The sequence below is a fragment of the Citrobacter sp. XY323 genome, assembly GCF_025106035.1.
Classification (GTDB): domain Bacteria; phylum Pseudomonadota; class Gammaproteobacteria; order Enterobacterales; family Enterobacteriaceae; genus Citrobacter; species Citrobacter braakii.
Map to the genome: position 1 here is coordinate 371,346 of NZ_JANYUK010000002.1, position 22,809 is coordinate 394,154.

The following is a 22,809-nucleotide window of genomic DNA, read 5'->3' on the forward strand; positions in this document are numbered from 1 at the left end:
GAGGGAAATTATGGGCATTATTTCATGGGTGGTTTTCGGTCTTATTGCTGGGATTTTGGCAAAATGGATTATGCCGGGTAAAGATGGCGGCGGATTCTTTATGACCATTATCTTAGGGGTTGTCGGTGCGGTAGTGGGTGGCTGGATCAGCACCTTATTTGGTTTTGGTAAAGTCGATGGTTTCAACTTCGGCAGTTTCGCCGTGGCGGTGATCGGTGCGATTGTGGTGTTGTTTATCTACAGAAAAATCAAAAGCTAAGTAAACATACAGACAATAGAGGCCACTAATATGTGGCCTTTTTCTTAGGTCACCACCAGCCGAATTCTGTTCCCAGAACGACGATGATAGCCACGCCAATCATAATAAGCGTTGTTTTTTTCATCGTTATGCTCCCGGCGCAGCGTAGCCGCCAATAAAAAACCAGGATAAGAAAACGACAGCGGAAATGAAAATGATGACGGGGAAAATAATACCGAGTCGCATACGATTATCTGCCAGAGTTATTTAAAGACGGGTTAGCATAGCAGGGCTTAATGTACGACAAAAGTGGTTTTATCCTGACGCTTTTTATCCTTGTACATTGCGCTGTCTGCGAGGTGAAGCGCGCAGTTTACATCAGTCTCCAACGGATTAATTTCCACCACGCCCAGACTGGCGCCAGGATAAAATAGATGAATGTCACCCAGATGGTAGTCACCGCAAATTTGCTGTTGTAGCTGATTTTTCACCTGCTGCAGGCGGTCTCGCGGCTCCCTGTCATCTTCCTGTGACAGGCTCACGACTAAAAATTCGTCACCACCCAGTCGGCCAAGGATATCGTTGTCACCGCATTCGCGAAGCAGACGCTGACCAATCTGGATCAGAAACTGGTCGCCAACCTCGTGGCCAAAGCGGTCATTGATCAATTTGAAATCATCCAAATCAATATAGGCAAAAATAATCTTCTGCCTGAGATGTCGGGCAAGGGAAAAAAGAGTTTCAACATTTTCAAAAATGGCGCGCCGATTCGGTAATCCGGTCAGGGCATCGGTGTAAGAGTGCGCAATCAGCGCGGCATTCGCTTCGCGTAACTGAGCAACCAGCGACTCTTTTTGAATTGACTGGGCGATCAGGCCTGCAAACAGATGTAACACCTGTTCGCCACGTTGGCTTAATGCGTGCTGGTGGCGACTGGTGGCGCAGAGCGTACCGTAAAACGTTCCGTCGGGAAGATGAACCGGCGTGCTCAGGAAAGTGGTTATCTCCAGCGCGCGGGCGGCGGTACACTCCGGCCAGCGAGCGGGGACGTTGTCGCTGTACAGACAGTTTTCGTCTATGGCGCGTTTGCATAGCGTCTCATCCCAGGGTACGGACAGCCCTTCAGGGATCTGCATCTGCTTGCTATTGCGTGCATACAAAATATGCTGCAGGCGGGCATCTAAATCGACCTTGGTTAAATAGGTGGATTCCATCTCAGTCACCACTTCCAGCATCTCCAGAAGTTGCCGAACCAGGCTCTCAACTGACTGCTCCGTGGCTAAGGATTGTGAGACTCTGGCAAGGATCATGTCCGACATGAGGTGTAAATGCTCCTGAGTAATGACTGGGCTAACGTGGCCCGCATGATAGAACATCAAGATGAAAGATGAAACACGCCATCCCGCTCAAAACTTAAACATTAAATTGAAAGCTGACAGTAAAACATGGAGATAGATGGAAAGTCGGGGTAACCTGCCGGGATAAGGTTTTTAACAGGAGTCGATATGAAACTGGCGTCTATTATTTTGCCCGGCTTGTTGGTGCTAGCGGGATGTACCACTCAGCCCGAAGCCCCCAAACCGCCGAAGATTGGTCTGGCGAATCCGGCATCGGTGTATTGCGAACAAAAGGGCGGCTCGCTGATTGCGGTGCAGACCCCGCAAGGCGTAAGGTCGGACTGCAAATTACCGGGCGGGGAAGTGATTGATGAATGGGCGCTCTGGCGCAGAGATCATCCGACAACGGGCAAATGAAATCCGGTTAGCATTGACGTATCCATTCAGCCAGCACCAGCGCGTGGTTTTGCTGGGTGTTTTTCGCCGCATACAGTAGCGTTAAGGTTTGCTGTCGGGCAATCTCTGCGAGACGCTTTCCTTCCTGCTGCTGTAGGGCGAGTTCAGCGCGATATTGCTCGGAAAAGTGTGTGAAATCAATCAATTCTGCGTGGAACGCCTTGCGTAAATCAGATGACGGCGTAAGCGCTTTATTCCATTCGTTAAAAATAAGGTCGGTCTTTTTTACCCCGCGAGGCCACAGCCTGTCGACCAGTACGCGATAACCATCATTTTTTTCTGCTGGGTCATACACGCGTTTACATTGAATTTTCATCTTTTCATCTGCTCCATTAATCCACTGCTTTGATATATTTCGACACCTTTATTACGGTTAAATAAGATCGTAAAACGTGACAATTGTAACATTCTGCCCGTCCTGACTCCCAATTTAAGGGATTGTGATACCAACAAAAAATCGGTAGGCTGAGGCTCCTTATATTGTCCCTCATTGTCTGGACATAAGGAAAGCTTAATGGAAATTTCCCCGTTTAAAGATACGCTTCGCATTGCGCTGGTGGGTGATTACAGCCCTGATATTGTGGTGCATCAGGCCATTCCTCTTGCTATCGATGATGCCGCTGCCGTCCTGGAATTAGTGGCTGATTATGACTGGCTAACCACCTCTGATATTAGCAGCAGTGAAGATCTGATTGGCTATGATGCTATTTGGGTCGTTCCTGGCAGTCCATATCGGCACCTGGAAGGCGCACTGATCGCGATACGCTACGCGCGTGAAAACAGCATCCCATTCCTCGGGACCTGTGGCGGTTTTCAACATGCGATTCTGGAGTATGCCCGCAACGTGCTGGGCTGGAGTGATGCTGCCCATGCGGAAACGGATACCAGGGGGCGGATGGTCATCGCACCGTTGACCTGCTCGCTGGTAGAGAAAACGGATGATATTGAACTGAGGGCCAATACGCTGATTGCCAAAGCCTACGGACGGGGTGTTATATCCGAGGGGTATCACTGCAACTATGGCGTATCGGAAGATTTTGCCGCCGAGCTTGAGAGCGGTGATCTTCGTGTGACTGGCTGGGATGAGGCTGGTGATATCCGTGCCGTTGAGCTGGTGACGCATCCTTTTTTTGTCGGCACACTCTTTCAGCATGAACGTGGAGCGCTGGCGGGAAAACCCGTGCCGTTAGTTCAGGCAATGCTGCGCGCTGCGCGAGGATAAAAAAACGGGCAGGTTGTTCCCAAACCTGCCCGCTGCATTATGCGCTTGCGATCTCCCGATTACGCCCTGCGCACAGACCAAACACTGCCATCAGTATCGCTAACACGGCGACCCCAGCTAATGGAATCAGCCAGCTACCATTGAGGTCGTGAATCTTACCCATCAGCGGTGGCCCACAGGCAGCAAGTAAATACCCGACGGATTGTGCCATGCCGGACAGGGCCGCGGCCTGATGCGCTGAGCTTGCGCGCAGGCCAATAAAGGTCAAACCAAGGATCATTGTGGCGCCTGAGCCAAAGCCAAACAGTATGGTCCACAGCAAAGCCTGCCCGGGCATTACCGCGAATCCGGCTGCGCCGACGGCGCACATTAACGAAACCAGTGCGGCGATGGCGCGCTGATCCTTAAATCTGTTCAGGACGAGAGGGATCAATAACCCCGGCGCGGCGGTTGCCAGTTGCAGTAAACCATGTAACGAACCGGCCTGCGCTTCGCTGTAGCCGTGGCTGATTAAAATGGCGGGTAGCCAGCCAATGATCACGTAGTAGATAAGTGAATTGATCCCGAGAAACAGCGTCACCTGCCAGGCGAGGCTCGAGCGCCAGATCGCGCGGGAATGCAAAGCGCGCGAGTTGCTCAAACTGGCATTGGCCGTCTGGCGACATTGGGGTAACCAGATAATCAGCGCAAGCAGCGGAAAGACCATCAGTACCATCAGCGCACCGCGCCAGCCAAACCCGTTCAGCGCCAGCGGAACCACAATAGCTGAACCCAGTGCCGCCGCTGCGCCCATAGTCAGCGAGTATGCGCCAGTGAGTTTTGCCACATGCTGAGCAAAATCACGCTTAATCAGCCCAGGTAACAGCACATTTCCCAGCGCGATTCCGCAACCAATGATAGCTGTGCCGCTAAACAGGAAACCTGGCGTGGGCAGAGAACGTATCGCAATACCTGCGCAAATCAGTAGCATTGCGGCAAACAGGCTGCGTTCGATACCCCAACGGCGTGCAACGGCGGCGGCCAGAGGCGATACCAGTGCGAAGGCCAGCAGCGGCAGGGTGGTCAGAAGTCCCGTCTGGGCGGTACTCAGGCCGTAGTCGGTGCGAATTGCATCCAGCAACGGGGCGGCTCCGGTAAAGGTGACGCGCAGCGTGGTGGCAATCATCAGGATCCCCGCGATCAGCCAGGCTGCGTTTTTGCCGCGGGAGGAAGGCATATTTGTCATTTTTTTCTCATGTCGTCAGGCGAGGCGATACTTTAGCGTTTTTACTCAATGGATGAATCAAGCTAAAATGACAGTTTATCGCTAAAAACGGACATTTTTATGTTAGGACTGAGGCTGGATGGGTATGAGCCCGACCTTTACCACGATGCGGCGGTGGCGTTTTGTATTCAGGCCCGGGAAGATGAACTCTTCAGTCCGCTGCATCAGCACCGTAAGGGGCAGTTGATTCTGGCCTTGCATGGCGCGATCACCTGTGAGGTTGAAAATGCTATGTGGATGGTGCCTCCACAATATGCGGTATGGATCCCCGGTGAAATTCCACACAGCAATCACGTTACCGTTGGGGCGCAATTGTGCTTTTTGTTTATTGAGCCGCAGGCAGTCGTGATGCCTGAACGCTGCTGCACCCTGAAAATCGCCCCATTATGTCGGGAGCTCATTCTGGCGCTGGCGTCCAAAACGGATGATCAACGGCTGGAGCCGTCTACCCAGCGGCTGACGCAAGTGCTATTTGATGAACTCCCGCAGCAACCGCAGGAGCAAATGCAGTTGCCGGTTTCCGATCACCCGAAAATCCGCAGAATGGTCGCGACGATGGCGCGGGAGCCCGCGCAGTGGCAGACGCTGGGACAGTGGGCCAGCGTATTTGCGATGAGTGAGCGGAACCTCGCCCGTCTGGTCGTTAAAGAAACGGGGTTGAGTTTTCGCCGCTGGCGTCACCAGCTTCAATTAATTCTGGCGCTGCAGGCGCTGATAGATGGCCATAACGTGCAACAGGTTGCGCACATGCTCGGTTACGATTCGACCACGGCATTTATCACCATGTTCAAAAAAGGCCTGGGACAGACGCCAGGCCGTTATCTGGCTGGACTGGCTACTGCTTCCCAACAATCAATGACACCAGACCTGCCGCAATGAGCGGTCCCACCGGCACACCGCGAAATAGCGCCACGCCCAGTACCGTACCCACCAGTAAACCGGCCACAAGCTGAGGCTGGCTACCCATGAGCGTGACACCGCGCCCGCCAAGCCAGGAGACGAATACCCCGATGGCAATAGCGACCAGTGATTTCCAGTTCACAAAGGAGTGGATGAGCGTGGAGGGGGGGAGCGTTCCGCTGGCGATCGGCGCCATGACGCCAATGGTTAGAATTATAATCCCGACGGTCAGGCCCTGTTTTTCTATCCATGGAAAGAACGTATTCAGAGGGGTAACACGGACAATGATCAGCACCAGAATTGAAACAGCGACAGTGGTGTTGTGGCTGACAAAGCCCAGAGCTGCCAGTCCGAGCAGGATCAGCAGAGTGACATCAAACATCGTAGTTTCCTTGCCAAAAGAAAAAATAAGCCTGCTTACTGTACGCGTAAACGCGTGACGGAACAGGCTTTTTTTAATGATTATGATTTTTTTTGGGCTAATGCACGATGCTACGTTTTTACACCTGACTCGGGCGGCTATTGTACGCGGCGGAACGGGAGTAATTCCGGTTGCGCGATACGTAGGTAATCTGCGGTATCCATGATCACGGATTTTTCCAGCACTCCGGCATTGAACGCAATTTCATTAAAACGCTCAAACAATAGCGGATCGGCGACCAGCTTAAGTTTTGGATGGAAGCTAAACGGTGGGATAGCGCCAAATACGCAACCTGTCAGTGCATCGACTTCCGCCGGGCTGGCAAGTGATGCTCTTAACCCGCCGATATGACTGGCTAACAGGCTCAGGTCAGCCTGCTGGTCGGCAGAAAGAATCGCCAGGACATGCTGATTAACGCCGTTGCCTTTGACCTTACAAACCAGCGCTTTTGCTCCCTGGCCCAGTGCGGTACCGCGAATTTCAGAAACCGCTTCACATTTGCCGACCGCTTCATGGCTTACCACGCGATACGTCGCGCCTTGTTCTGACAACAGCGAAATTAAACGCTGATGCGTTGCGTTACCTTTGTTCACTTCCGTCATGACTTACTCCTGGTACAACAATGAAAATCCTGTCAGAAAAATGATTACGCATCCGCGCGTTTTTTCTGTTTGTTCAGGTAGAGCTGTGCATCGGATGCTTTGTAGGCATCATCAATGGTGTCGTTTGGCTGCATATTATAAATCCCTGCGGAGAAGCTGATTGCTCTATCTTGCGCAATAATTTGTAAGTTATAGCGAATCCTCTCCAGCAGACGAGGCGTTAATTCAGCGGGGTAATCGATGAGGATAATGCAAAATTCATCCCCACCGAGGCGGATGGCATAGTCGTTTTTGCGAATCGAGGTTTGAATGGCTCTAGCCAGAATGGTGATAATTCGATCGCCTTCCTTATGCCCCAGCGTATCATTAATGACTTTTAGTTTATCGCAATCAATGGCGATAAAGGTCACGAGGGTGCCCGCGTTTACCAACTGCTGTAAACGCTGTTCGAGCGTCGGCGTTAAAATTTTGCGGTTGTAGAGCCCGGTCATCGCGTCACTGATATTTTCACGCGTGACGTTGTGATACAGCCGGAAATGCGTTCTGACCATATTCAGCAACAGTATTGTCGCCAGCAGATAGAAGGCGAATACTTTCCAGGAGGAGACAATAAAGTACATAAAATCAAGCGATAAGGTGATGCGTATACCGCCGGGCATGTCCTCCTGGTAGTGAACATAGCTAAACAGGTTGTTCTCACTTTGGTGAACGAGTATCTCTTTACCTGAGTTGATGTCCGAAAGCGTCACGTTAAGATAGCGCCAGACGAGAGGGCGGTCGCTGGTATAGAAAATATTCTTTAAATTCTCTTTGTTGATATCCACCATCACCACGCCTTTTAACTTACCGGCATAGTAGACCGGTGTTAAAAAGCTCATCACTTTTTTCTCGGTCAGGTTATCTTCATAAATACGGGAGATTACCGTGCGGCCAGTGAAAATACCGTCAATATCATTCTGGTTGATACCCAGGTTTCCTTTTTGCAAAAACGACCAGTTGTGTATCGCAAATTTCCGCGAGTCGACCAGATCAAAGAAATAGACGTAGTTATTTTTGAGATCGACGTAATATCGAAATTTATACTCCTGCATACCTAAACCATGACCGTAATCTTTCTGCTCACGATTAACGTTTACCGCCCGGTCAAAAGAGGGCAGTAGAAATATGTCTTCAAGTTTCTCGCTACATTTTGTGGTGGGGGTTTGCAACGTACCGTGTAATGGTAGGTAGTTATGCTGGGTGAGGTTGAGCCCATGAGTGCCGTTAACGCTGTCGAAAGCGTTGCAAAGTGCTTTTTGTTGCTCGATAGAAGCGGGTACCTGGGGGGATGAAAATGTGCGCATCAGATGGGCTGCAATACTTTGATTAGTATACTTATCATAGAGAAACGATGAGTCGGCTTTCTCATTGATATAGCGCATGTACGCATTCATTGCTTTATCGCTGGCAATGAGCTCATAAACTAAAAAAGAAAACGTCAAAACAACGACGCTGACGGAGATAAAGAGCCTGAGCGCTTTATGATGCAATTGCATAATGATGTACAGCCCTGTAAGTCTGATACTTCAGTCTATCACACGCCATACATCCGCTCTAACGCTACTGGGAAGGGCATTTTGTAATAAAAATCATTCGCGTGTGTTCTTAGTCAGCCAGGGCAAAACCCGTCAGCGTCCGGGGGCGTTAAAGCAACAGAGTGTTTACCATGCTGATACGGGCATAAAGATAGGCAGAAGTTATCACTAAGGTCGCTGATAACAACGTTATCTATAAAAGCCGAGAGGCAGATTGCTTGCAATGGAGAGTCAGACATCCAGTGACTCGTTTATTGTTCTGGGTTGGGAGGAATATAACGGCGGTGGTTATTGTTCCTAATGTATATGTTTTATTAATGATAAGGTAAATAAGTTGCGACAATAAAATTGTTTTCAAATATCTTATATTGTAATTGTATCAATATTTTTTTTAAATTCATCTCGTGAATTTATTCATGAGATCGATTGATCTTGGATTTATTCCTAAAAATAGAGTGTATTTCATCTATTGATGTCATAGGTTTTTCTATTTATAAATTATATTATGTTTTCTTTAACTAATTGTTTTAACTTATTATTTTATTTTTTGTGTGACTTTTTTTCTATGTTTTAAGTGAATTTTAAATACGGTCTGTGAATGCTTTCATATATATTTTGTAGCGTGTCAATTGGTTGCAATTTACATCCATTAATATAATAATGTGCTCACGGCGTTACCCTTAATAATCTTTGCTACTGTTTTTGATCTACACCGCTATTGCGGGCTGCAGTGGAACTAAAATGTGGTGCTTTTGTATACGCCAGCATAATGCACGGTAAGTATTAGTTATATTTTTTGTAAATAAATGGAGTTATGAATTATGTGTCGTTCAATTATTAAAATTGCTCAGGTTGCTGCATTGGTTGCAGGTGGTTTAAGTGCGGTGAATGCGATGGCGGCTGATGGCCAGATTCGTATTAATGGCGAAGTCATTAACAAAACGTGTGCTGTGGCGATCAACGGTGCACCGACTTCTACTTTGCTGCAGATTGATCCGATTGCTGCTGTGGATATGACGGATTCTGTTGCGATCGCGAATGGTACCAATATGAATGCTTCTCGAGATATGCGTACTGTAAATATCACTCTGGAAGGCTGCGTGATGCCAGCCGGTAAAACCGGTGTTGCGGTTAGCTTTGATTCTACTGGTTATGCGGATTCAGGCACCAGCACCTATCGTAACGTCCTGCTGGACTCCGTCAATACCATGGATACTGCTGCTAAAGGCGTGCAGATTGGCTTCACTAAAGACACTGACGCTACCAAAACACTGGCGATGGGTCCAAATACTGTAGATCCAGCGGATTATAAAAGTACACAGACGAATGCCCAGACCTACAGTTTTAACACTCGTTATGTCCAGACGGGTACAGATGTTGTCGCTGGTGATATCGAAACGGTAGCTACCTTCAGCGTAGTTTACCAGTAATTATTGATTAAGACTGAGGCGGCAGTTTTTATTGCCGCCTTATTTTTCAGAGAGTAATAAATTAAATGTCCATCAAATATTTATCTGCAATTATGGCCGCGACTTTGGCCTTCAGTTCGTCTGTATGGGCCGATGTCGTCATTAATACCACGCGTGTGATTTATAAAGAAGCAGCCAAAGAAGTTAACGTTCGCCTGACCAATGAGGGGCCGCGTCCACTGCTGGTGCAGTCATGGTTGGATGATGGTCGTGCAACGGAATCGCCGGAAAATATCGATCTGCCATTTATGTTAACACCTCCGGTGTCACGTATTGATGCGAAGAAAGGCCAGACGTTGCGTATTTCTAAAATGGACGCCAGTTTGCCGAAAGATCGTGAAAGTATTTATTATCTGAACGTGTTAGAGGTTCCGCCAAAAGCAAAAGGTGAGGCTGCTGGCAATAATAAATTACAACTGGCATTTCGTACTCGGATTAAGATGTTTTATCGCCCAGATGCTTTACCCGTAAAACCACAAGATGCGGCAGGTAAGGTTGAATGGCGTGCGGAAAATGGCACATTAGTTGCAAAAAATAACTCCCCTTATTATCTGACCTTCAACATGATGAAAGTTGGTAATAATTCGGCGAAGCCAGGAATGGTTGCACCTTTTGCAACGGAAAAGTTCACATTTGATAACAAAACGTTTAAAGCAGCTGTAGGAACCAATCTGACGTATAGCTATATTTCGGATTATGGTAACGATGTAGAGGGTACTGCTGTTATCAAATAGTATTTTTTCACGATGGAACGTTCGGGTTTTTCTATGGATATGTTAATTAGCGATCGTTTTCGTTTGTCGAGTATTGCTAGCACATTTATTTTATTGAATGTTGTCGGGACAGCGAATGCTACTGAAACCCCTGCACAAAATAGTGTTTCGCCTGCATCATCAGTAGAAAATTCTAATGTGCAGGAAAAAGAAGAAAATAAAGAAAGTGAGGAAATCGGTACTGAAGATGAAGAGGTAGAATTTAGTAATATCTTTTTATCTAATCAGCCAATAGACGTTAGCCGTTTTTCCAAAGGAAACCCTGTTACCGCCGGGAAGCATTACGCAACCGTTGTACTTAACGAGCGCGAAATGGGTAAGTTTGAAATTCAGTTTGATGAAAACCCAAAAGATCCGTTACGTGCAATTCCTTGCCTGAGCCTGAAAGAATTGGCGAATTTTGGTGTTGATCCTGGTGCCATTAATGTTTCTGGCGCAGAGGCGGAAAGCTGCATTTCGCTGAAAACCCTGATCCCCCAGGCTAAATGGAAAATGGATATCAACGATCAGCGTTTTATGCTGAATATTCCACAGGCCATGGTACTGGCAACACGTCCTGATGAAGTGCCGGATACGCTCTGGGATGACGGCGTTAACGCGGCGTTTGTCGGTTATAACACCAGTTATTATCGTTCAAGTTACAGTGGGGTTAGCTCTGATAGCGCTTGGGTCGGCCTTGATGGTGGACTGAATTTACTGGGCTGGCGCGTCCGTGTCCGTGGCGACGCGAACTACACAAAAGACAGTGGAACAACGTTCGACAGTTCGAACCTGTACGTGGAACACGATGTCGCGCCGCTGAAGTCACGGCTACGGGTCGGTGAGATCTATAGCAGCAGCACCTTTTTTGATGGGTTTCCATTACGCGGCGTGACGCTGAGCAGCGACACGCGAATGCTGCCAGACTCCCTGAACAGCTTCCGTCCGGTTATTCGTGGGGTTGCGGAGTCGAATGCGAAAATTATTATCAGCCAGGCTGGCACTAAAATATTAGAAACAACCGTGCCGCCGGGAGCATTTTCGATTGACGATTATAATCCGATCAGCTCCAGCGAACAGCTTGACGTTACGATTCAGGAGGCGGACGGTCGGACGCGTCAGTTGATTATCCCTTTCAATGGCAGTGGGCAGTTGCTTTACCCAGGGGTCAGCCTTTATTCGCTGGCGGTGGGGGAATATAACGGATCGAGCAGCGCAGAGAAACCTGTTGTCACCCAGGGAACCTGGCAATACGGTCTGAATAATTATCTGTCTTTATATACTGGTGCTGAATATATGTCGGGCTACTACTCTGCTCTCGGCGGGGTGGCGCTGAATACGCCGATTGGTGCAGTCTCAATAGACTTGACACAGTCGCATTTGTCAGCGGAAGAAGGCAGCCGGGAAGGGCAGAGTGTGGGGATTAAATACAACAGTTTTATCTCCTCGACAAATACCAGTTTCAATATTGCGGCTTACCGTTATTCGACAAAAGATTTCTATACGCTGAGTGAGGCAGTGGATCGACTATCGGAAACCGACTGGAAGGACCTGGAGGATCGCCTTAAGTCACAGGTACAACTCAACGTCAACCAGTCGCTGGAAAATGGATGGGGCTCATTTTATTCTTCAGCGATGCTATCAGAGTATTGGCGTTCAGGGCGCAAAGAGAAAAGTTATCAGTTGGGTTACAGCAACTCTCTGGGACAAGTCAGCTATAGCGTTTCCGTTAACCGTTACTACACTGACGGTAATGAGAAAGACGATCAGGTTTATTTGTCGTTTTCTATACCGCTTGGCGATCGTTCCGGTGATAAAGCGCCGCTGTTTGATTATCTGAACACCAGTTATACCCGAAGCAGCAAGGGAGACAGTAATTTATCGACCTCGACCTCGGGTTATAACCAGGATGCAGGCATGAACTATGGCGTCAACGCAAGTTATCGCCGCAACGGCTACGACGATAATAAGATTGAGAATATTGGGGCGAATGCCTCCTGGGATACCCGTTACGGTAGCTGGGGGGGGAACATATCTGCCGATACAGAGAACAGCCGTCAGATGTCTGTGAACGGCAGCGGTGGGGTTTTAATTCACAAGGGCGGCGTAACTTTCGGACGAACCATTAACGGTGACACGCCTGTTGCATTGATTGAGGCGAAAGGTGCGAAAGGCGCACTGGCGATGGGTGACAGGGCTGCGCGAATTAACAGTGCCGGGTATGCCTATGTTTCTAGCCTGTCACCTTACCGCTTTAATGATGTGAGTATCGATCCATCGAAAATGGAACAGGATACCGAATTAAAAGAGACATCGACGAAAGTTGTTCCGCGTGCAGGGGCTATTATTTATGTTCCTTTCGCTACGGACGATCGTCGCTCGGTATTTTTCCGTCTTAGTTTGAAAAATGGTAAAAATATTCCTCTGGGGTCTGAGATATTTAATGAAAATAATGAGGTCGTGGGCACGGTTGGACAAGGTGGTCGTGCCTTTACTCGAGGAATAGAGCAGTCCGGGACGTTATCTGTTATCTGGGGCGATAACACCGAAGAACAGTGTCGGTTTAATTATCAGTTACCTGAAACGACTCAGGAAGATATCAACAGTAAGACGTTGTCTGTCGATAACGTAATCTGTGATTAATAACATCATCGTTAAGTTAAGCCACATCAGCATTGATGTCTTTAATTAAAAAAGGAGTTTTTAGTGAATAAATTCAAATTAAAAGGGAAATCAGTATTCATTACGGGTTCCCTGTGTGCGGTGATGCTGAGTGGTTCTGCACTGGCTGAACGAGTCGACTTTACGGCAAGTACCCACATTAATCGTGGTACCTGTACCCTGAGTTCAGGGACTGAAGGGCTGGTATATGATTTTGGCGAGGTGACACCTGTTGTGGCATTTGCCGGGACAAGGAACATTGAGCAGTCATTTAATCTGCAAAACTGTGTTGCTGTCAACAACATATCCGTTTCTCTGAGTTCTTCCAGTACGGTCAATATCGCCTCCGGGACTTATCAGGGGAAATGGGTTGCACCGGCTACCGGTGGCGCGACAGGTGTGGCGTTTAAGACCGAAGTAAAAAATGGTGCAACGGGGACATATTATTCGCTGCAGGCTGATAACAACACGCTGGATACTGGCGAGCAAAAATTTTCACCACAGTGGAGCGTTTATATCAAAACAACTATCGTTCCGACAGTTAGCGCGTATTCGGCTATGGTTTCAGGCTCTCTGAGCTCTGCCGCTGTTTTAAATATTACTTATCTGTAAGGGGAGCGGCGACCAATGAAAAAACTTATTTCTGCAATGTTACTTTGCGCACCGCTTTCCGCTCTGGCGGCTGATGCAACGGTTGATTTAACCTTTAAAGGAACACTGACCGCACCAACCTGTACGGCTTCTTTTACTGGTTCTAGTGGTGTGGATATTGCGTTTGGCAGCCTCAATGCATCTGATATCGTGGGGAAAGCGGAAGGGACGATTGTTCCAGCTGCGCCAGTCAAAAACGTCTCTCTGAAGTTCTCTGGCTGTAATAGTATCACTAATATTAAAGTCAATTTTGTTGGTGCATCCACTTCAGGTTATGGCTTTGTCCGTAAAGCGGTAAATTTCCGTGATACCAGTGATAGAGAGTCAGGTCTGGGGGTCGCATTACTCAAAAATGCCGACTCTACCTCGACTGATGATGCGGTTTACGTTAGTGCGGATAAAGCAGGTGAACCGACCGTTTTGTCACTGGAGACCCTGGCCAAAACGGGCGAAGTTTATACCTGGCCGCTGTATGCCAAAATGGTAGTGACTAAAAACTCACTGCTTAACACTTCTGCCGCTGTTAATACCAACAGTGCGGGAAAAGATCTTAAAGCAGATGTTTACGCAAATATTGTTTATGACTAATACCCGCTAGCGGGGTTGTGCAACACACTCTTTCAAATGCGGCGCGGGTGTTCGCCTTATAACACTCTTGTCGTATGAGGGGCAGGATATTTTCTGCCAAATTATTTGAGAGTAAAAAACTCTCTAAAATTAAAAAGGAATGATTATGAATAAGCATTTGGCGGGTAGGAAAGCCGCAATTATTTCAGGTTTGCTGTGCGCAGTGATGCTGAGTGGTTCCGCACTGGCTGAACGAGTCGACTTTACGGCAAGCACCCATATTAATCGTGGTACCTGTACCCTGAGTACGGGGACTGAAGGGCTGGTATATGATTTTGGCGAGGTGACGCCTGTTGTGGCATTTGCCGGGACAAGGAATATTGAGCAGTCATTCAAACTGAATAACTGTGTCGCTGTAAACAACATGACCCTTTCTTTGAGTTCCACCAGTACTACTGATATTGCCGCTGGTGCCTATAAAGGTAAATGGGTTATCCCTGCCACCGGTGGTGCGACAGGTGTGGCGTTCAAGACCGAGGTGAAAGACGATTCAACGGGGACCTATTATCCGATGCAGGCAGATAACCAAACGGTGAATACTGGCACAGATAAATTTGCGCCACAACGGAGTGTTTATATTAAGTCCACTATCGTGCCGACCGTTGCAGCGTATAGCAACATGGTTTCAGGTTCTCTGAACTCCACCGCTGTTGTAAATATTACTTATCAGTAAGAAAGGGACGCTTACAATGAAAAAAATTATCTCTGCGGTTCTGTTTTGCGCACCGCTTTCTGCTCTGGCAGCAGATGCAACTGTTGATTTAACGTTCAAAGGAACGCTGACCCAGCCAACCTGTAGTGCTGCATTTACCGGTATGGCGGGGGGGACAGATATTGCTTTTGGTAACATCAACGCATCCGATATTGTGGGCAAAGCAGACAATACTGTTATTACAGCAGCTCCGGTAAAAGATGTGTCCATACAATTGACGGGTTGTGGTGGCGGTATTACCCGTGTTTCACTAGATTTTGTCGGTACAGCACTTTCAGGGTATGGTTTTAACGGTACCGCGGCGTCTTTCGTGGATCCGCTTAATGCTAATGCATTATCTGGCCTTGGTTTTGCCATTTTCAAAGATCAAACAACAACATCGAATCTTGAAGCCCTTAGCATGAAAGCTGGCATACCAGAATCTTTCGAGCTTGCCAACCTGACCAAGACAGGTGAAACCTATAAATTACCGCTGTATGCCAAAATGGTAGTGACTAAAAACGCACTGCTTAACACTTCTGCCGCTGTCAATACCAACAGTGCGGGTAAAGATCTTAGCGCATCTGCTTATGTAAATATTGCGTACGAGTAATACCGATAAAAGCGCGCGGTAGCGTGTATGCCGTGCGCTTTTTAATCTGATATGAATATTCTGGAGCGTTTACCGTGAGTGAGTTGATAATGAAAAGAAAGGGAATTATTTCATTAGCCTTTCTGATGACACCTTACTTTATGCCTGGGAATGCTGTCGCGGCGGACGGTATTATTGCTGACGGTAGTGGGTATGGCTTAAATTTTGGCGGTGAACTAATTCAAACAACCTGCGATGTCCGTTTCAATAGTGATGTATTGTTTTTATCACCCATCGGTGTAGGGGAATTTTCAGAACAAAGGCTCTCTTCCCTGAGTAAAAATTTTTCGTTGATAGTTGAAAACTGTATATTGTCTCCGATAACCGCGTCGAACATTCGCATTAGCTTCGATGCGTTGGCGAGTAATGGTAAAGCCGCGCCCGGCATATTTACCAATCAGGCCGTCGACGGTTCTGGTCAACGTATTGATAACGGCGTGGGCTTTGCGGTATTTGACCAGCGGGATAATCAGAACGTGTTAGATAATACGGGTCAGAGTCGCCTTCTGACGTATCCGATTACCCCTCAGGCTCCGTTGGCGACACCGCGTGATTATTATGTCAGATATATGCAAGCGGGAACCGCAATCACCGCCGGGCAGGTGACAGCCACATTGTTAGTGAGTGCATTTTATGATTAAGTTGATTAGATCAAAACTACGTAGTTGTCACTATTCTTTACTGATACCCGCAGTCTGTTTATATATTGTTTCAGAAAATGCCTCTGCGGTAACAGCCTCTGCAACCCTAAATGGGGGAGTGCCAAATGTTAACTACACCATGCAGGTGGATAAGCTTTTTACCGGCACTGTCGGCTCGCTGGCCGAGCAGACAGAATTTAGTTCCCCTTCAGGTGCTATGAATTGGAGATTTCCGAACAAAATTAATACGTTGAATATTTTCGGTCCTCAGGTTTTTAAAGTTGATTTCACAAGTGCAGTAGACACGTCCAGTACCACAACGTTTGGCGGTATTAAATATTATAAGGTAAGTACAGACGTAGGGAGTAACATTCCTCTCTATGTCGCTATTAGACAAGGTATCTACGACAATACAGCAGACGCCATGAGTTACTATTTTGTACCCTATCTGGAACATAATAACTCGGTGACGGAGATACAGACCATGAGTAGTTACTCCGATTGTGTAAACACGTACAACAATACAGAAGATCCTTATACTTGTAGTCTTACTATTGATATCAATCAAAATGGTACAGTTTCCGGGCGTAATGGTACGATCTATTTTTATATGCCTAAAATACCGACCAATGATATAACGTTCACCGGTATAGAGATTGCCAGGGGCAAGATCCATTCAGCATATTCAACTGATAGCTGGTACGCTGCCCGCGATTATTCGAAAAGTGTTGTTGGTAGCCAAGGCTATGACTATTTTCACTTTTTTTTATCGGGTACTTTGAGGATGGATCAGTCCTGCCAAATTAGTAATGGTCCCGTCGTTCTGGAAGTGCCTCTGGGTAACATCGTCAGTTCGACGTTTACGACGAAAGGGGGAAAACCATCGGGGTATACGCCAAAACCCACAGTCCTGACATTTTCCTGTAAACGAGACATTGGCGATACCTACGGTGCGATGAAATGGTCAATTTCACCGACCTCAGCCAGCAGTGGTTCAGGGCTGGATGGCGTGCTGGTCGCGAAACCCAGCAATGGGAACACCATTGATGGGGTGGGGGTGAAAATCACCAGCGATTCTTCAGGAAATACGCCTGTTAAGCTAGGTGGTGATAATTTGCAAGGAGCAGAGGTCATTGGCAATAAGGCAATGGCGACGTTTTATGCCTACCCGACGATGACGACAGATACCAAGCCATCTGGTGGTGGCGATTTTAGCGCGACGGCTACCGTAACCTTTGAAGTTCCCTGAGTGAATTCTGACAATCCCAGCGTCTGCTGGGATTGTCGTTTATCAGGATGGTGCTGATTCAGTTAATCTTTCACTGACGCGCCCTGTTTGTGAAAAAGCTCACGGAATACCGGATAAATATCATCCTGGTCGCGGATATGCTGCATCGCAAAGTTTTCAAACGTTGATTGCAGATGTTCGTATTCACGCCACAAGGTCTGGTGCGCGCGGCGGGTGATTTCGATATAGCTATAATATCGCACCATCGGCAGCAGTTTTTTCGCCAGAATCTCATGACACAACGGGGAATCATCCGCCCAGTTATCACCGTCCGAGGCCTGTGCGGCATAGATGTTCCACTGGGCTGGGTCGTAACGGTCTTTTACCACTTCATCCATTAACTTCAGCGCGCTGGAGACAATGGTTCCCCCGGTTTCCTGAGAGTAGAAGAACTCGTGCTCATCCACCTCTTTCGCCTGGGTATGGTGGCGAATATAAACCACTTCCACGTTTTTGTAGGTCCGACTCAAGAACAGATACAGCAAGATATAAAAACGCTTGGCCATATCTTTGGTCGACTGATCCATTGAACCGGAGACGTCCATCAGACAGAACATCACTGCCTGGCTGGAAGGATCGGGCCGTTTTTCATAATTCTTGTAGCGTAAATCAAAGGTGTCGATAAACGGCACGCGTTCGATTTTTGCCCGTAGTTCGGCAATCTCTTTGCGTAACCGTTCCTCTTCCAGCAACTGCGCTGGTTCACTTTTCGCGATGGTTTCCAGATCCGCTTCGAGCGCATGCAGTTCGCGACGCTTACCAGCCGTCATCGCTGTGCGGCGCGCCAGTGAGTTTTGCAGGGAGCGCACCACGCTAATGTTGGCAGGCACGCCGTTAGAGGTGAAACCTGCCCGGTGCGTTTTGTACTCCGTTAACTGACGCTGCTGATTCTGCTTCAGGTTAGGAAGTGCTAAATCTTCGAACAACAGATCGAGATATTCATCTTTAGAGATCTGGAAGACGAATTCATCCTGACCCTCGCCATCCTGGCTGGCCTGGCCTTGTCCGCTTCCTGAACCACCGCCGCCGCCCTGCGGGCGTTCAATGCGGTCGTTCTGCACAAAATGGTCGTTACCCGGATGCACGCGATGGCGCAAGCCGCCACGCCCCTGATGGAACATCGGTTCGCTAATATCATCAGTCGGAATAGAGACAGATTCGCCGCTATCCACATCAGTCACCGAACGCTTGTTAATGGCCTCGGAGATCGACTGTTTAATTTGCGATTTATAACGGCGTAAGAAGCGCTGGCGGTTTACCGTGCTCTTGTTTTTGCCGTTAAGACGCCGGTCAATAAACCAGGTCATAAGCCCCCCGTACTGCATTTGCCAACTTTATGCTACATCAGTAACGCCGGATGCGCTGAGCATATCCGGCCTACGGATGTGTATTGTCGGCCCGGCAAGCGTATGCGCCTCCGGGCACTTATTTTAAGACGATTTACGTACGCGCAAATACCATTCGCACAGTAAACGCACCTGTTTACGCGTGTAGCCTTTTTCCATCATCCGGTCCACAAAATCGTCGTGTTTTTTCTGCTCGTCAGTTGAGGTTTTTGCGTTGAACGAAATGACCGGCAGCAGCTCCTCGGTATTGGAGAACATTTTCTTCTCAATGACCGTGCGCAGTTTTTCGTAACTGGTCCAGTTTGGATTGCGACCGCTGTTATTCGCTCTGGCACGCAGAACAAAGTTGACGATCTCGTTACGGAAATCTTTGGGGTTACTGATACCCGCCGGTTTCTCAATTTTCTCCAGTTCTGAGTTCAACGACTCGCGGTCAAACAGCTGACCGGTATCCGGGTCGCGATACTCCTGATCCTGAATCCAGAAATCCGCATAAGTGACATAACGGTCGAAAATGTTTTGTCCATATTCGGAATAGGATTCGAGATAAGCCGTCTGGATCTCTTTGCCAATGAACTCAGCATATTTCGGGATCAGATAGCCTTTCAGGAACTCAAGATAACGTTCTGCCAGATCCTGCGGGAACTGTTCGCGCTCGATTTGCTGCTCCAGTACGTAGAACAGATGCACCGGGTTAGCTGCCACTTCGGCGTGGTCAAAGTTAAAGACGCGTGAGAGGATCTTAAACGCGAAACGCGTGGAAAGACCGTTCATTCCCTCATCGACCCCGGCGTAATCCCGATACTCTTGATAGGACTTCGCTTTTGGATCGGTATCTTTCAGGCTTTCCCCATCGTAAACGCGCATCTTCGAGTAAATGCTCGAGTTCTCAGGCTCTTTCAGGCGAGAAAGAATGGTAAAGCGAGAGAGCGTTTCCAGCGTGCCCGGTGCGCAAGGCGCATGGGTCAGCTCACTGTGGTTAAGCAGTTTTTCGTAAATTTTGATCTCTTCGGAGATCCGCAGGCAATAAGGCACTTTGACGATGTAAACACGGTCAAGGAACGCCTCATTGTTTTTATTATTACGGAACGTCACCCATTCGGACTCGTTCGAGTGGGCAAGAATAATTCCGTTAAACGGCAGGGCAGAGATACCTTCTGTCCCGTTGTAGTTTCCTTCCTGGGTTGCGGTCAGCAAAGGATGCAGCACTTTAATCGGTGCTTTAAACATCTCAACGAACTCCATTATCCCCTGGTTTGAGCGGCACAGTGCGCCCGAATAACCGTAGGCATCAGGATCGTTCTGGGCGTGGTGTTCGAGTTTACGAATATCCACTTTCCCGACCAGCGCAGAGATATCCTGGTTGTTTTCATCACCAGGCTCCGTTTTGGCGATAGCGATCTGCTCCAGAATAGACGGCCAGACTTTGACAACGCGGAATTTTGTAATGTCCCCGCCAAAATCATGCAGACGTTTTGCAGCCCAGGGCGACATGATCGTACCGAGATAACGACGCGGGATCCCATACTCTTTCTCCAGGATCTGCGCGTCTTCCTGTGGGTTAAACAGGCATAACGGATGATCGTTTACCGGGCTACGCTCGCCGTTGGCGCTCAGGACATAAATCGGTACTCGCTGCATCAGCGACTTCAGCCGCTCAGCAAGAGATGATTTCCCCCCTCCCACAGGCCCCAGCAGATACAGAATCTGCTTCTTCTCTTCCAGACCCTGAGCCGCATGCTTCAAATAAGAAACAATCTGCTCAATGGCCTCTTCCATGCCATAAAACTCTTCAAAAGCGGGGTATCGTGCAATCACCCGATTCGAAAAGAGTCGAGAAAGACGAGGTTCGTGGGCAGTGTCGACCATGACAGGCTCACCAATAGCCATTAATAGCCGCTCTGCCGCATTGGCATAAGCGCTGCGATCTTGCCGACAAGTGGTAAGAAACTCCTGCAGCGTGAACTCTTCGTCCTTGGCAGCTTCATAACGCTGGCGATAGTGATCGAATATATTCATGGTATGCCGTCCTTTCGTTTTTTTAGCACATGTTAAGAGCCGTTCATATGAATAGTAGAGGCCCCTGAAGAGGTAAACTGAACGACGTCGCTGCTGAAGAAATAAGCAACTCTCATGCCATTGTGGTGGTCAGGAGATCAACGTATTCGGTGATACACCTTCTAAAATTAAGCGTAGATGGCATTTGCAAAACTTGCCTGTGTGCGCAAATGAATTTCAATGGCATATCAATAACTCATCAGCAAAAAAAGCATATCTTTTGTAAATATATGGGGCAGGATTCATGCGGTGTTCACTGTCCTGCAAGCAAAATGTCATCACTCGCTGAGAAATTAGGGGGTTACATTCTGGGGCGAATCCGTAAAATAGTTGGGCTGAAGCGTATTGACGGTTAAACTTTGACCGCTACACATTTAAATAAGGAATTATTGACTGTGACCAAACTCAAACTTCTGGCACTTAGCGTGCTTATTGCCACTTCCGCTAACGTCGCACAGGCAGAGAGCAACCTGACGCTGGGCGCAGGCGTTGGTGTGGTTGAGCACCCTTACAAAGATTACGACAGTGACGTTTACCCGGTCCCGGTTGTGAGTTATGAAAGCGATAACTTCTGGTTCCGTGGTCTGGGCGGTGGTTACTACCTGTGGAATGACGATACCGATAAGCTGTCGGTGATGGCCTATTGGTCGCCAATGTACTTCAAACCGGGTGACAGCGACGACAACCGTCTGCGTAGTCTGGATAAACGTAAGAGCACCATGATGGCTGGCCTTTCTTACATTCACAACACGCAATACGGTTTCCTGCGTACCAGCCTTGCAGGGGACACGCTGGATAACAGCAATGGTATTGTATGGGATCTGGCGTGGTTATACCGCTATACCAATGGCGGTTTGACGTTGACTCCGGGGATTGGTGTCGAGTGGAACAGTGAAAACCAGAATGAATACTATTATGGTGTTTCACGCCATGAATCTGCCCGTAGCGGCTTGCGTAGCTACGATCCTGAAAGCTCCTGGAACCCGTATCTGGAGCTCAGCGCAAACTATAACTTCCTGGGCAACTGGAGCGTATACGGTACTGCGCGTTATACCCGCCTGTCTGATGAAGTGACAGACAGCCCGATGGTGGACAAATCCTGGACGGGTCTGATTTCAACGGGTGTTACCTACAAGTTCTGATGCCACTGCGTGTCAAACACTCGCCCGCAGAGATGCGGGCTTTTTTGTGCATATCAGAGATGAATATTGATCCAAAACATGTGATTTGATTTTTTGTGCTGTTTTGGCATTACATCGGCAGCAACAAATAGTTAACGTATTTTTCCTGCCGCAATTACCAAAATTAAACCTGTTTTTTGATGAGACTGAAATCTATTCGTTTGTGAATGGAAGAGTATCTGTACAGTTTCACGAATCATTGTTCTGGGAGAGTGATTTCTGGTTATGCAATATATTGATAATATTCTATTTTATAATCACGGTATAACTTCATCGTGAAACTCTCGCCACTAAAAATAGCAAGATGACTATTTTATGTAACGATGAAAGTTAACTTTCATTTGAAAAAAAGAAACTCATTAAGTTAATTTTTATTTTACATCTTTTAGGTATTTATCTGAAAAAATTAAAATTGACATTAAATAAACGATTGCAGATATTACTCCAACTTAATAAGTAAAGACAGTAACGCTGCATGGCTCAGATATTAAATGTCATGTGGTTTTCTTGCGAATAAACCTGGTAGAGATAATGAAAAAGTTAATCATGATAGCAGTGATGGGTGGGATTCTGACGGGATGTTCCACCGAGGCTTCACGCATGAGTGCTTGCGAAAGCAAGGGCGTGAGCCGCGATGCCTGCTATATCGCTGAGCAAAACCGTCAGGCGACAATCAATGCCGTAGCTGAAAAACAAGCTATGGAGAACGCGCAAAACGTATATAACTCAAATGATACTAATTCCAGTCATCACCACAAACACAATAATTATTAAGGTG

24 protein-coding genes and 1 pseudogene are annotated in these 22,809 nt (G+C 47.7%); 15 read left to right on the forward strand and 10 right to left on the reverse strand.

Annotated elements, in window-relative coordinates; translation table 11 throughout:
- Nucleotides 1-10 precede the first annotated feature (10 nt).
- Nucleotides 11-259, forward strand: coding sequence for a GlsB/YeaQ/YmgE family stress response membrane protein (locus N0B36_RS05355; RefSeq protein ID WP_047498947.1), 249 nt, complete (start codon nt 11-13; stop codon nt 257-259).
- A gap of 49 nt (nt 260-308) precedes the next feature.
- Here the strand turns inward: N0B36_RS05355 and yoaJ are convergent, their stop codons facing one another.
- Genes yoaJ through N0B36_RS05370 form a run of 3 tightly spaced genes read right to left on the reverse strand, consistent with a single transcriptional unit; the run spans nt 309 to nt 1,557 of the window.
- Entirely contained in the window at nt 309-383 is a 75-nt protein-coding gene (gene yoaJ, locus N0B36_RS05360; RefSeq protein WP_101700011.1) for a protein YoaJ, read from the reverse strand.
- A 2-nt stretch (nt 384-385) separates the two neighbouring features.
- Nucleotides 386-484 (reverse strand): YoaK family small membrane protein, encoded by a 99-nt coding sequence (locus N0B36_RS05365; RefSeq protein ID WP_032941789.1) that lies wholly within the window; start codon nt 482-484, stop codon nt 386-388.
- Nucleotides 485-531: 47 nt separating this feature from the next.
- Complete coding sequence (locus N0B36_RS05370; RefSeq protein ID WP_047498944.1) at nt 532-1,557, reverse strand: sensor domain-containing diguanylate cyclase; 1,026 nt, start codon at nt 1,555-1,557, stop codon at nt 532-534.
- A 186-nt stretch (nt 1,558-1,743) separates the two neighbouring features.
- On the opposite strand from N0B36_RS05370, the gene N0B36_RS05375 reads away from it, so the two are divergent.
- Nucleotides 1,744-1,992, forward strand: coding sequence for a DUF333 domain-containing protein (locus N0B36_RS05375; RefSeq protein WP_016152798.1), 249 nt, complete (start codon nt 1,744-1,746; stop codon nt 1,990-1,992).
- A 7-nt stretch (nt 1,993-1,999) separates the two neighbouring features.
- Here N0B36_RS05375 and N0B36_RS05380 read toward each other — a convergent pair whose 3' ends face one another.
- A complete protein-coding gene (locus N0B36_RS05380) occupies nt 2,000-2,347 on the reverse strand; it encodes a DUF488 domain-containing protein (RefSeq protein ID WP_016152799.1) in 348 nt (115 codons plus the stop codon).
- Nucleotides 2,348-2,545: 198 nt separating this feature from the next.
- On the opposite strand from N0B36_RS05380, the gene N0B36_RS05385 reads away from it, so the two are divergent.
- Nucleotides 2,546-3,253, forward strand: a complete 708-nt coding sequence (locus N0B36_RS05385; protein WP_200079648.1) for a CTP synthase — start codon at nt 2,546-2,548, stop codon at nt 3,251-3,253.
- A 37-nt stretch (nt 3,254-3,290) separates the two neighbouring features.
- Here the strand turns inward: N0B36_RS05385 and N0B36_RS05390 are convergent, their stop codons facing one another.
- Nucleotides 3,291-4,478, reverse strand: coding sequence for a CynX/NimT family MFS transporter (locus N0B36_RS05390; RefSeq protein WP_047358591.1), 1,188 nt, complete (start codon nt 4,476-4,478; stop codon nt 3,291-3,293).
- A 99-nt stretch (nt 4,479-4,577) separates the two neighbouring features.
- Here N0B36_RS05390 and N0B36_RS05395 point away from each other — a divergent pair.
- Nucleotides 4,578-5,376: pseudogene (locus N0B36_RS05395) on the forward strand (AraC family transcriptional regulator).
- On the opposite strand, the gene N0B36_RS05400 reads toward N0B36_RS05395, so the two are convergent.
- The 3 genes from N0B36_RS05400 to dgcJ all read right to left on the reverse strand — a co-directional run bounded on the left by N0B36_RS05400 (nt 5,353) and on the right by dgcJ (nt 7,975).
- Nucleotides 5,353-5,799 carry a DUF441 domain-containing protein gene (locus N0B36_RS05400; protein ID WP_016152803.1) on the reverse strand — a complete coding sequence of 149 codons (447 nt, stop codon included), beginning with the start codon at nt 5,797-5,799 and terminating at the stop codon, nt 5,353-5,355. The pseudogene N0B36_RS05395 and the gene N0B36_RS05400 overlap by 24 nt on opposite strands.
- Nucleotides 5,800-5,936: 137 nt before the next feature.
- The gene (locus N0B36_RS05405; RefSeq protein ID WP_046275927.1) at nt 5,937-6,440 is read right to left on the reverse strand and encodes a YbaK/prolyl-tRNA synthetase associated domain-containing protein; all 504 of its coding nucleotides are present in this window, start codon (nt 6,438-6,440) and stop codon (nt 5,937-5,939) included.
- Nucleotides 6,441-6,484: 44 nt separating this feature from the next.
- Nucleotides 6,485-7,975, reverse strand: coding sequence for a diguanylate cyclase DgcJ (gene dgcJ, locus N0B36_RS05410; protein WP_016156302.1), 1,491 nt, complete (start codon nt 7,973-7,975; stop codon nt 6,485-6,487).
- Nucleotides 7,976-8,835: 860 nt separating this feature from the next.
- Here dgcJ and N0B36_RS05415 point away from each other — a divergent pair.
- From N0B36_RS05415 to N0B36_RS05455, 9 genes are all read left to right on the forward strand, one after another.
- Nucleotides 8,836-9,444 (forward strand): fimbrial protein, encoded by a 609-nt coding sequence (locus tag N0B36_RS05415; RefSeq protein WP_216404019.1) that lies wholly within the window; start codon nt 8,836-8,838, stop codon nt 9,442-9,444.
- Between the two features lie 65 nt (nt 9,445-9,509).
- Entirely contained in the window at nt 9,510-10,217 is a 708-nt protein-coding gene (locus N0B36_RS05420; RefSeq protein WP_047498933.1) for a fimbria/pilus periplasmic chaperone, read from the forward strand.
- A gap of 33 nt (nt 10,218-10,250) precedes the next feature.
- Nucleotides 10,251-12,878, forward strand: coding sequence for a fimbria/pilus outer membrane usher protein (locus tag N0B36_RS05425; protein ID WP_259686160.1), 2,628 nt, complete (start codon nt 10,251-10,253; stop codon nt 12,876-12,878).
- A 63-nt stretch (nt 12,879-12,941) separates the two neighbouring features.
- Nucleotides 12,942-13,508: a hypothetical protein gene (locus N0B36_RS05430; protein WP_153690442.1), complete on the forward strand. Its 567-nt coding sequence runs from the start codon at nt 12,942-12,944 to the stop codon at nt 13,506-13,508.
- A 15-nt stretch (nt 13,509-13,523) separates the two neighbouring features.
- Nucleotides 13,524-14,135, forward strand: coding sequence for a fimbrial protein (locus N0B36_RS05435; protein ID WP_200079652.1), 612 nt, complete (start codon nt 13,524-13,526; stop codon nt 14,133-14,135).
- 145 nt (nt 14,136-14,280) lie between these two features.
- On the forward strand, nt 14,281-14,847 hold the full coding sequence (locus N0B36_RS05440) for a hypothetical protein (protein ID WP_259686161.1): 567 nt from the start codon (nt 14,281-14,283) through the stop codon (nt 14,845-14,847).
- Nucleotides 14,848-14,863: 16 nt separating this feature from the next.
- Entirely contained in the window at nt 14,864-15,478 is a 615-nt protein-coding gene (locus N0B36_RS05445) for a fimbrial protein (protein WP_200079653.1), read from the forward strand.
- A gap of 74 nt (nt 15,479-15,552) precedes the next feature.
- On the forward strand, nt 15,553-16,158 hold the full coding sequence (locus N0B36_RS05450) for a fimbrial protein (protein ID WP_047498925.1): 606 nt from the start codon (nt 15,553-15,555) through the stop codon (nt 16,156-16,158).
- Nucleotides 16,151-17,407 (forward strand): fimbrial protein, encoded by a 1,257-nt coding sequence (locus tag N0B36_RS05455; protein WP_216403311.1) that lies wholly within the window; start codon nt 16,151-16,153, stop codon nt 17,405-17,407. The genes N0B36_RS05450 and N0B36_RS05455 overlap by 8 nt, the downstream gene beginning before the upstream one ends.
- Nucleotides 17,408-17,469: 62 nt before the next feature.
- Here N0B36_RS05455 and N0B36_RS05460 read toward each other — a convergent pair whose 3' ends face one another.
- Together N0B36_RS05460 and yeaG are read right to left on the reverse strand one after the other, a co-directional pair.
- Complete coding sequence (locus N0B36_RS05460) at nt 17,470-18,753, reverse strand: YeaH/YhbH family protein (protein WP_047498921.1); 1,284 nt, start codon at nt 18,751-18,753, stop codon at nt 17,470-17,472.
- A gap of 123 nt (nt 18,754-18,876) precedes the next feature.
- Complete coding sequence (gene yeaG / locus N0B36_RS05465; RefSeq protein ID WP_047498919.1) at nt 18,877-20,811, reverse strand: protein kinase YeaG; 1,935 nt, start codon at nt 20,809-20,811, stop codon at nt 18,877-18,879.
- A gap of 434 nt (nt 20,812-21,245) precedes the next feature.
- Here yeaG and N0B36_RS05470 point away from each other — a divergent pair, with 434 nt between their 5' ends.
- Both N0B36_RS05470 and N0B36_RS05475 read left to right on the forward strand, forming a co-directional pair.
- Complete coding sequence (locus tag N0B36_RS05470; protein ID WP_200046510.1) at nt 21,246-21,992, forward strand: MipA/OmpV family protein; 747 nt, start codon at nt 21,246-21,248, stop codon at nt 21,990-21,992.
- 570 nt (nt 21,993-22,562) lie between these two features.
- The gene (locus tag N0B36_RS05475) at nt 22,563-22,805 is read left to right on the forward strand and encodes a hypothetical protein (RefSeq protein WP_019076610.1); all 243 of its coding nucleotides are present in this window, start codon (nt 22,563-22,565) and stop codon (nt 22,803-22,805) included.
- Nucleotides 22,806-22,809: the final 4 nt, after the last annotated feature.

What these genes read in the sequence shown, in the direction of transcription:
- N0B36_RS05455 (WP_216403311.1), top strand. Translation starts at nt 16,151, where the DNA reads ATGATTAAGTTGATTAGATCAAAACTACGTAGTTGTCACTATTCTTTA.
- N0B36_RS05435 (WP_200079652.1), top strand. Translation starts at nt 13,524, where the DNA reads ATGAAAAAACTTATTTCTGCAATGTTACTTTGCGCACCGCTTTCCGCT.
- N0B36_RS05445 (WP_200079653.1), top strand. Translation starts at nt 14,864, where the DNA reads ATGAAAAAAATTATCTCTGCGGTTCTGTTTTGCGCACCGCTTTCTGCT.
- N0B36_RS05370 (WP_047498944.1), bottom strand. Translation starts at nt 1,557, where the DNA reads ATGTCGGACATGATCCTTGCCAGAGTCTCACAATCCTTAGCCACGGAG.
- N0B36_RS05365 (WP_032941789.1), bottom strand. Translation starts at nt 484, where the DNA reads ATGCGACTCGGTATTATTTTCCCCGTCATCATTTTCATTTCCGCTGTC.
- N0B36_RS05460 (WP_047498921.1), bottom strand. Translation starts at nt 18,753, where the DNA reads ATGACCTGGTTTATTGACCGGCGTCTTAACGGCAAAAACAAGAGCACG.
- N0B36_RS05390 (WP_047358591.1), bottom strand. Translation starts at nt 4,478, where the DNA reads ATGACAAATATGCCTTCCTCCCGCGGCAAAAACGCAGCCTGGCTGATC.
- N0B36_RS05475 (WP_019076610.1), top strand. Translation starts at nt 22,563, where the DNA reads ATGAAAAAGTTAATCATGATAGCAGTGATGGGTGGGATTCTGACGGGA.
- yeaG (WP_047498919.1), bottom strand. Translation starts at nt 20,811, where the DNA reads ATGAATATATTCGATCACTATCGCCAGCGTTATGAAGCTGCCAAGGAC.
- dgcJ (WP_016156302.1), bottom strand. Translation starts at nt 7,975, where the DNA reads ATGCAATTGCATCATAAAGCGCTCAGGCTCTTTATCTCCGTCAGCGTC.
- N0B36_RS05380 (WP_016152799.1), bottom strand. Translation starts at nt 2,347, where the DNA reads ATGAAAATTCAATGTAAACGCGTGTATGACCCAGCAGAAAAAAATGAT.
- N0B36_RS05425 (WP_259686160.1), top strand. Translation starts at nt 10,251, where the DNA reads ATGGATATGTTAATTAGCGATCGTTTTCGTTTGTCGAGTATTGCTAGC.
- N0B36_RS05375 (WP_016152798.1), top strand. Translation starts at nt 1,744, where the DNA reads ATGAAACTGGCGTCTATTATTTTGCCCGGCTTGTTGGTGCTAGCGGGA.
- N0B36_RS05405 (WP_046275927.1), bottom strand. Translation starts at nt 6,440, where the DNA reads ATGACGGAAGTGAACAAAGGTAACGCAACGCATCAGCGTTTAATTTCG.
- N0B36_RS05400 (WP_016152803.1), bottom strand. Translation starts at nt 5,799, where the DNA reads ATGTTTGATGTCACTCTGCTGATCCTGCTCGGACTGGCAGCTCTGGGC.
- N0B36_RS05420 (WP_047498933.1), top strand. Translation starts at nt 9,510, where the DNA reads ATGTCCATCAAATATTTATCTGCAATTATGGCCGCGACTTTGGCCTTC.
- N0B36_RS05355 (WP_047498947.1), top strand. Translation starts at nt 11, where the DNA reads ATGGGCATTATTTCATGGGTGGTTTTCGGTCTTATTGCTGGGATTTTG.
- N0B36_RS05440 (WP_259686161.1), top strand. Translation starts at nt 14,281, where the DNA reads ATGAATAAGCATTTGGCGGGTAGGAAAGCCGCAATTATTTCAGGTTTG.
- N0B36_RS05385 (WP_200079648.1), top strand. Translation starts at nt 2,546, where the DNA reads ATGGAAATTTCCCCGTTTAAAGATACGCTTCGCATTGCGCTGGTGGGT.
- N0B36_RS05415 (WP_216404019.1), top strand. Translation starts at nt 8,836, where the DNA reads ATGTGTCGTTCAATTATTAAAATTGCTCAGGTTGCTGCATTGGTTGCA.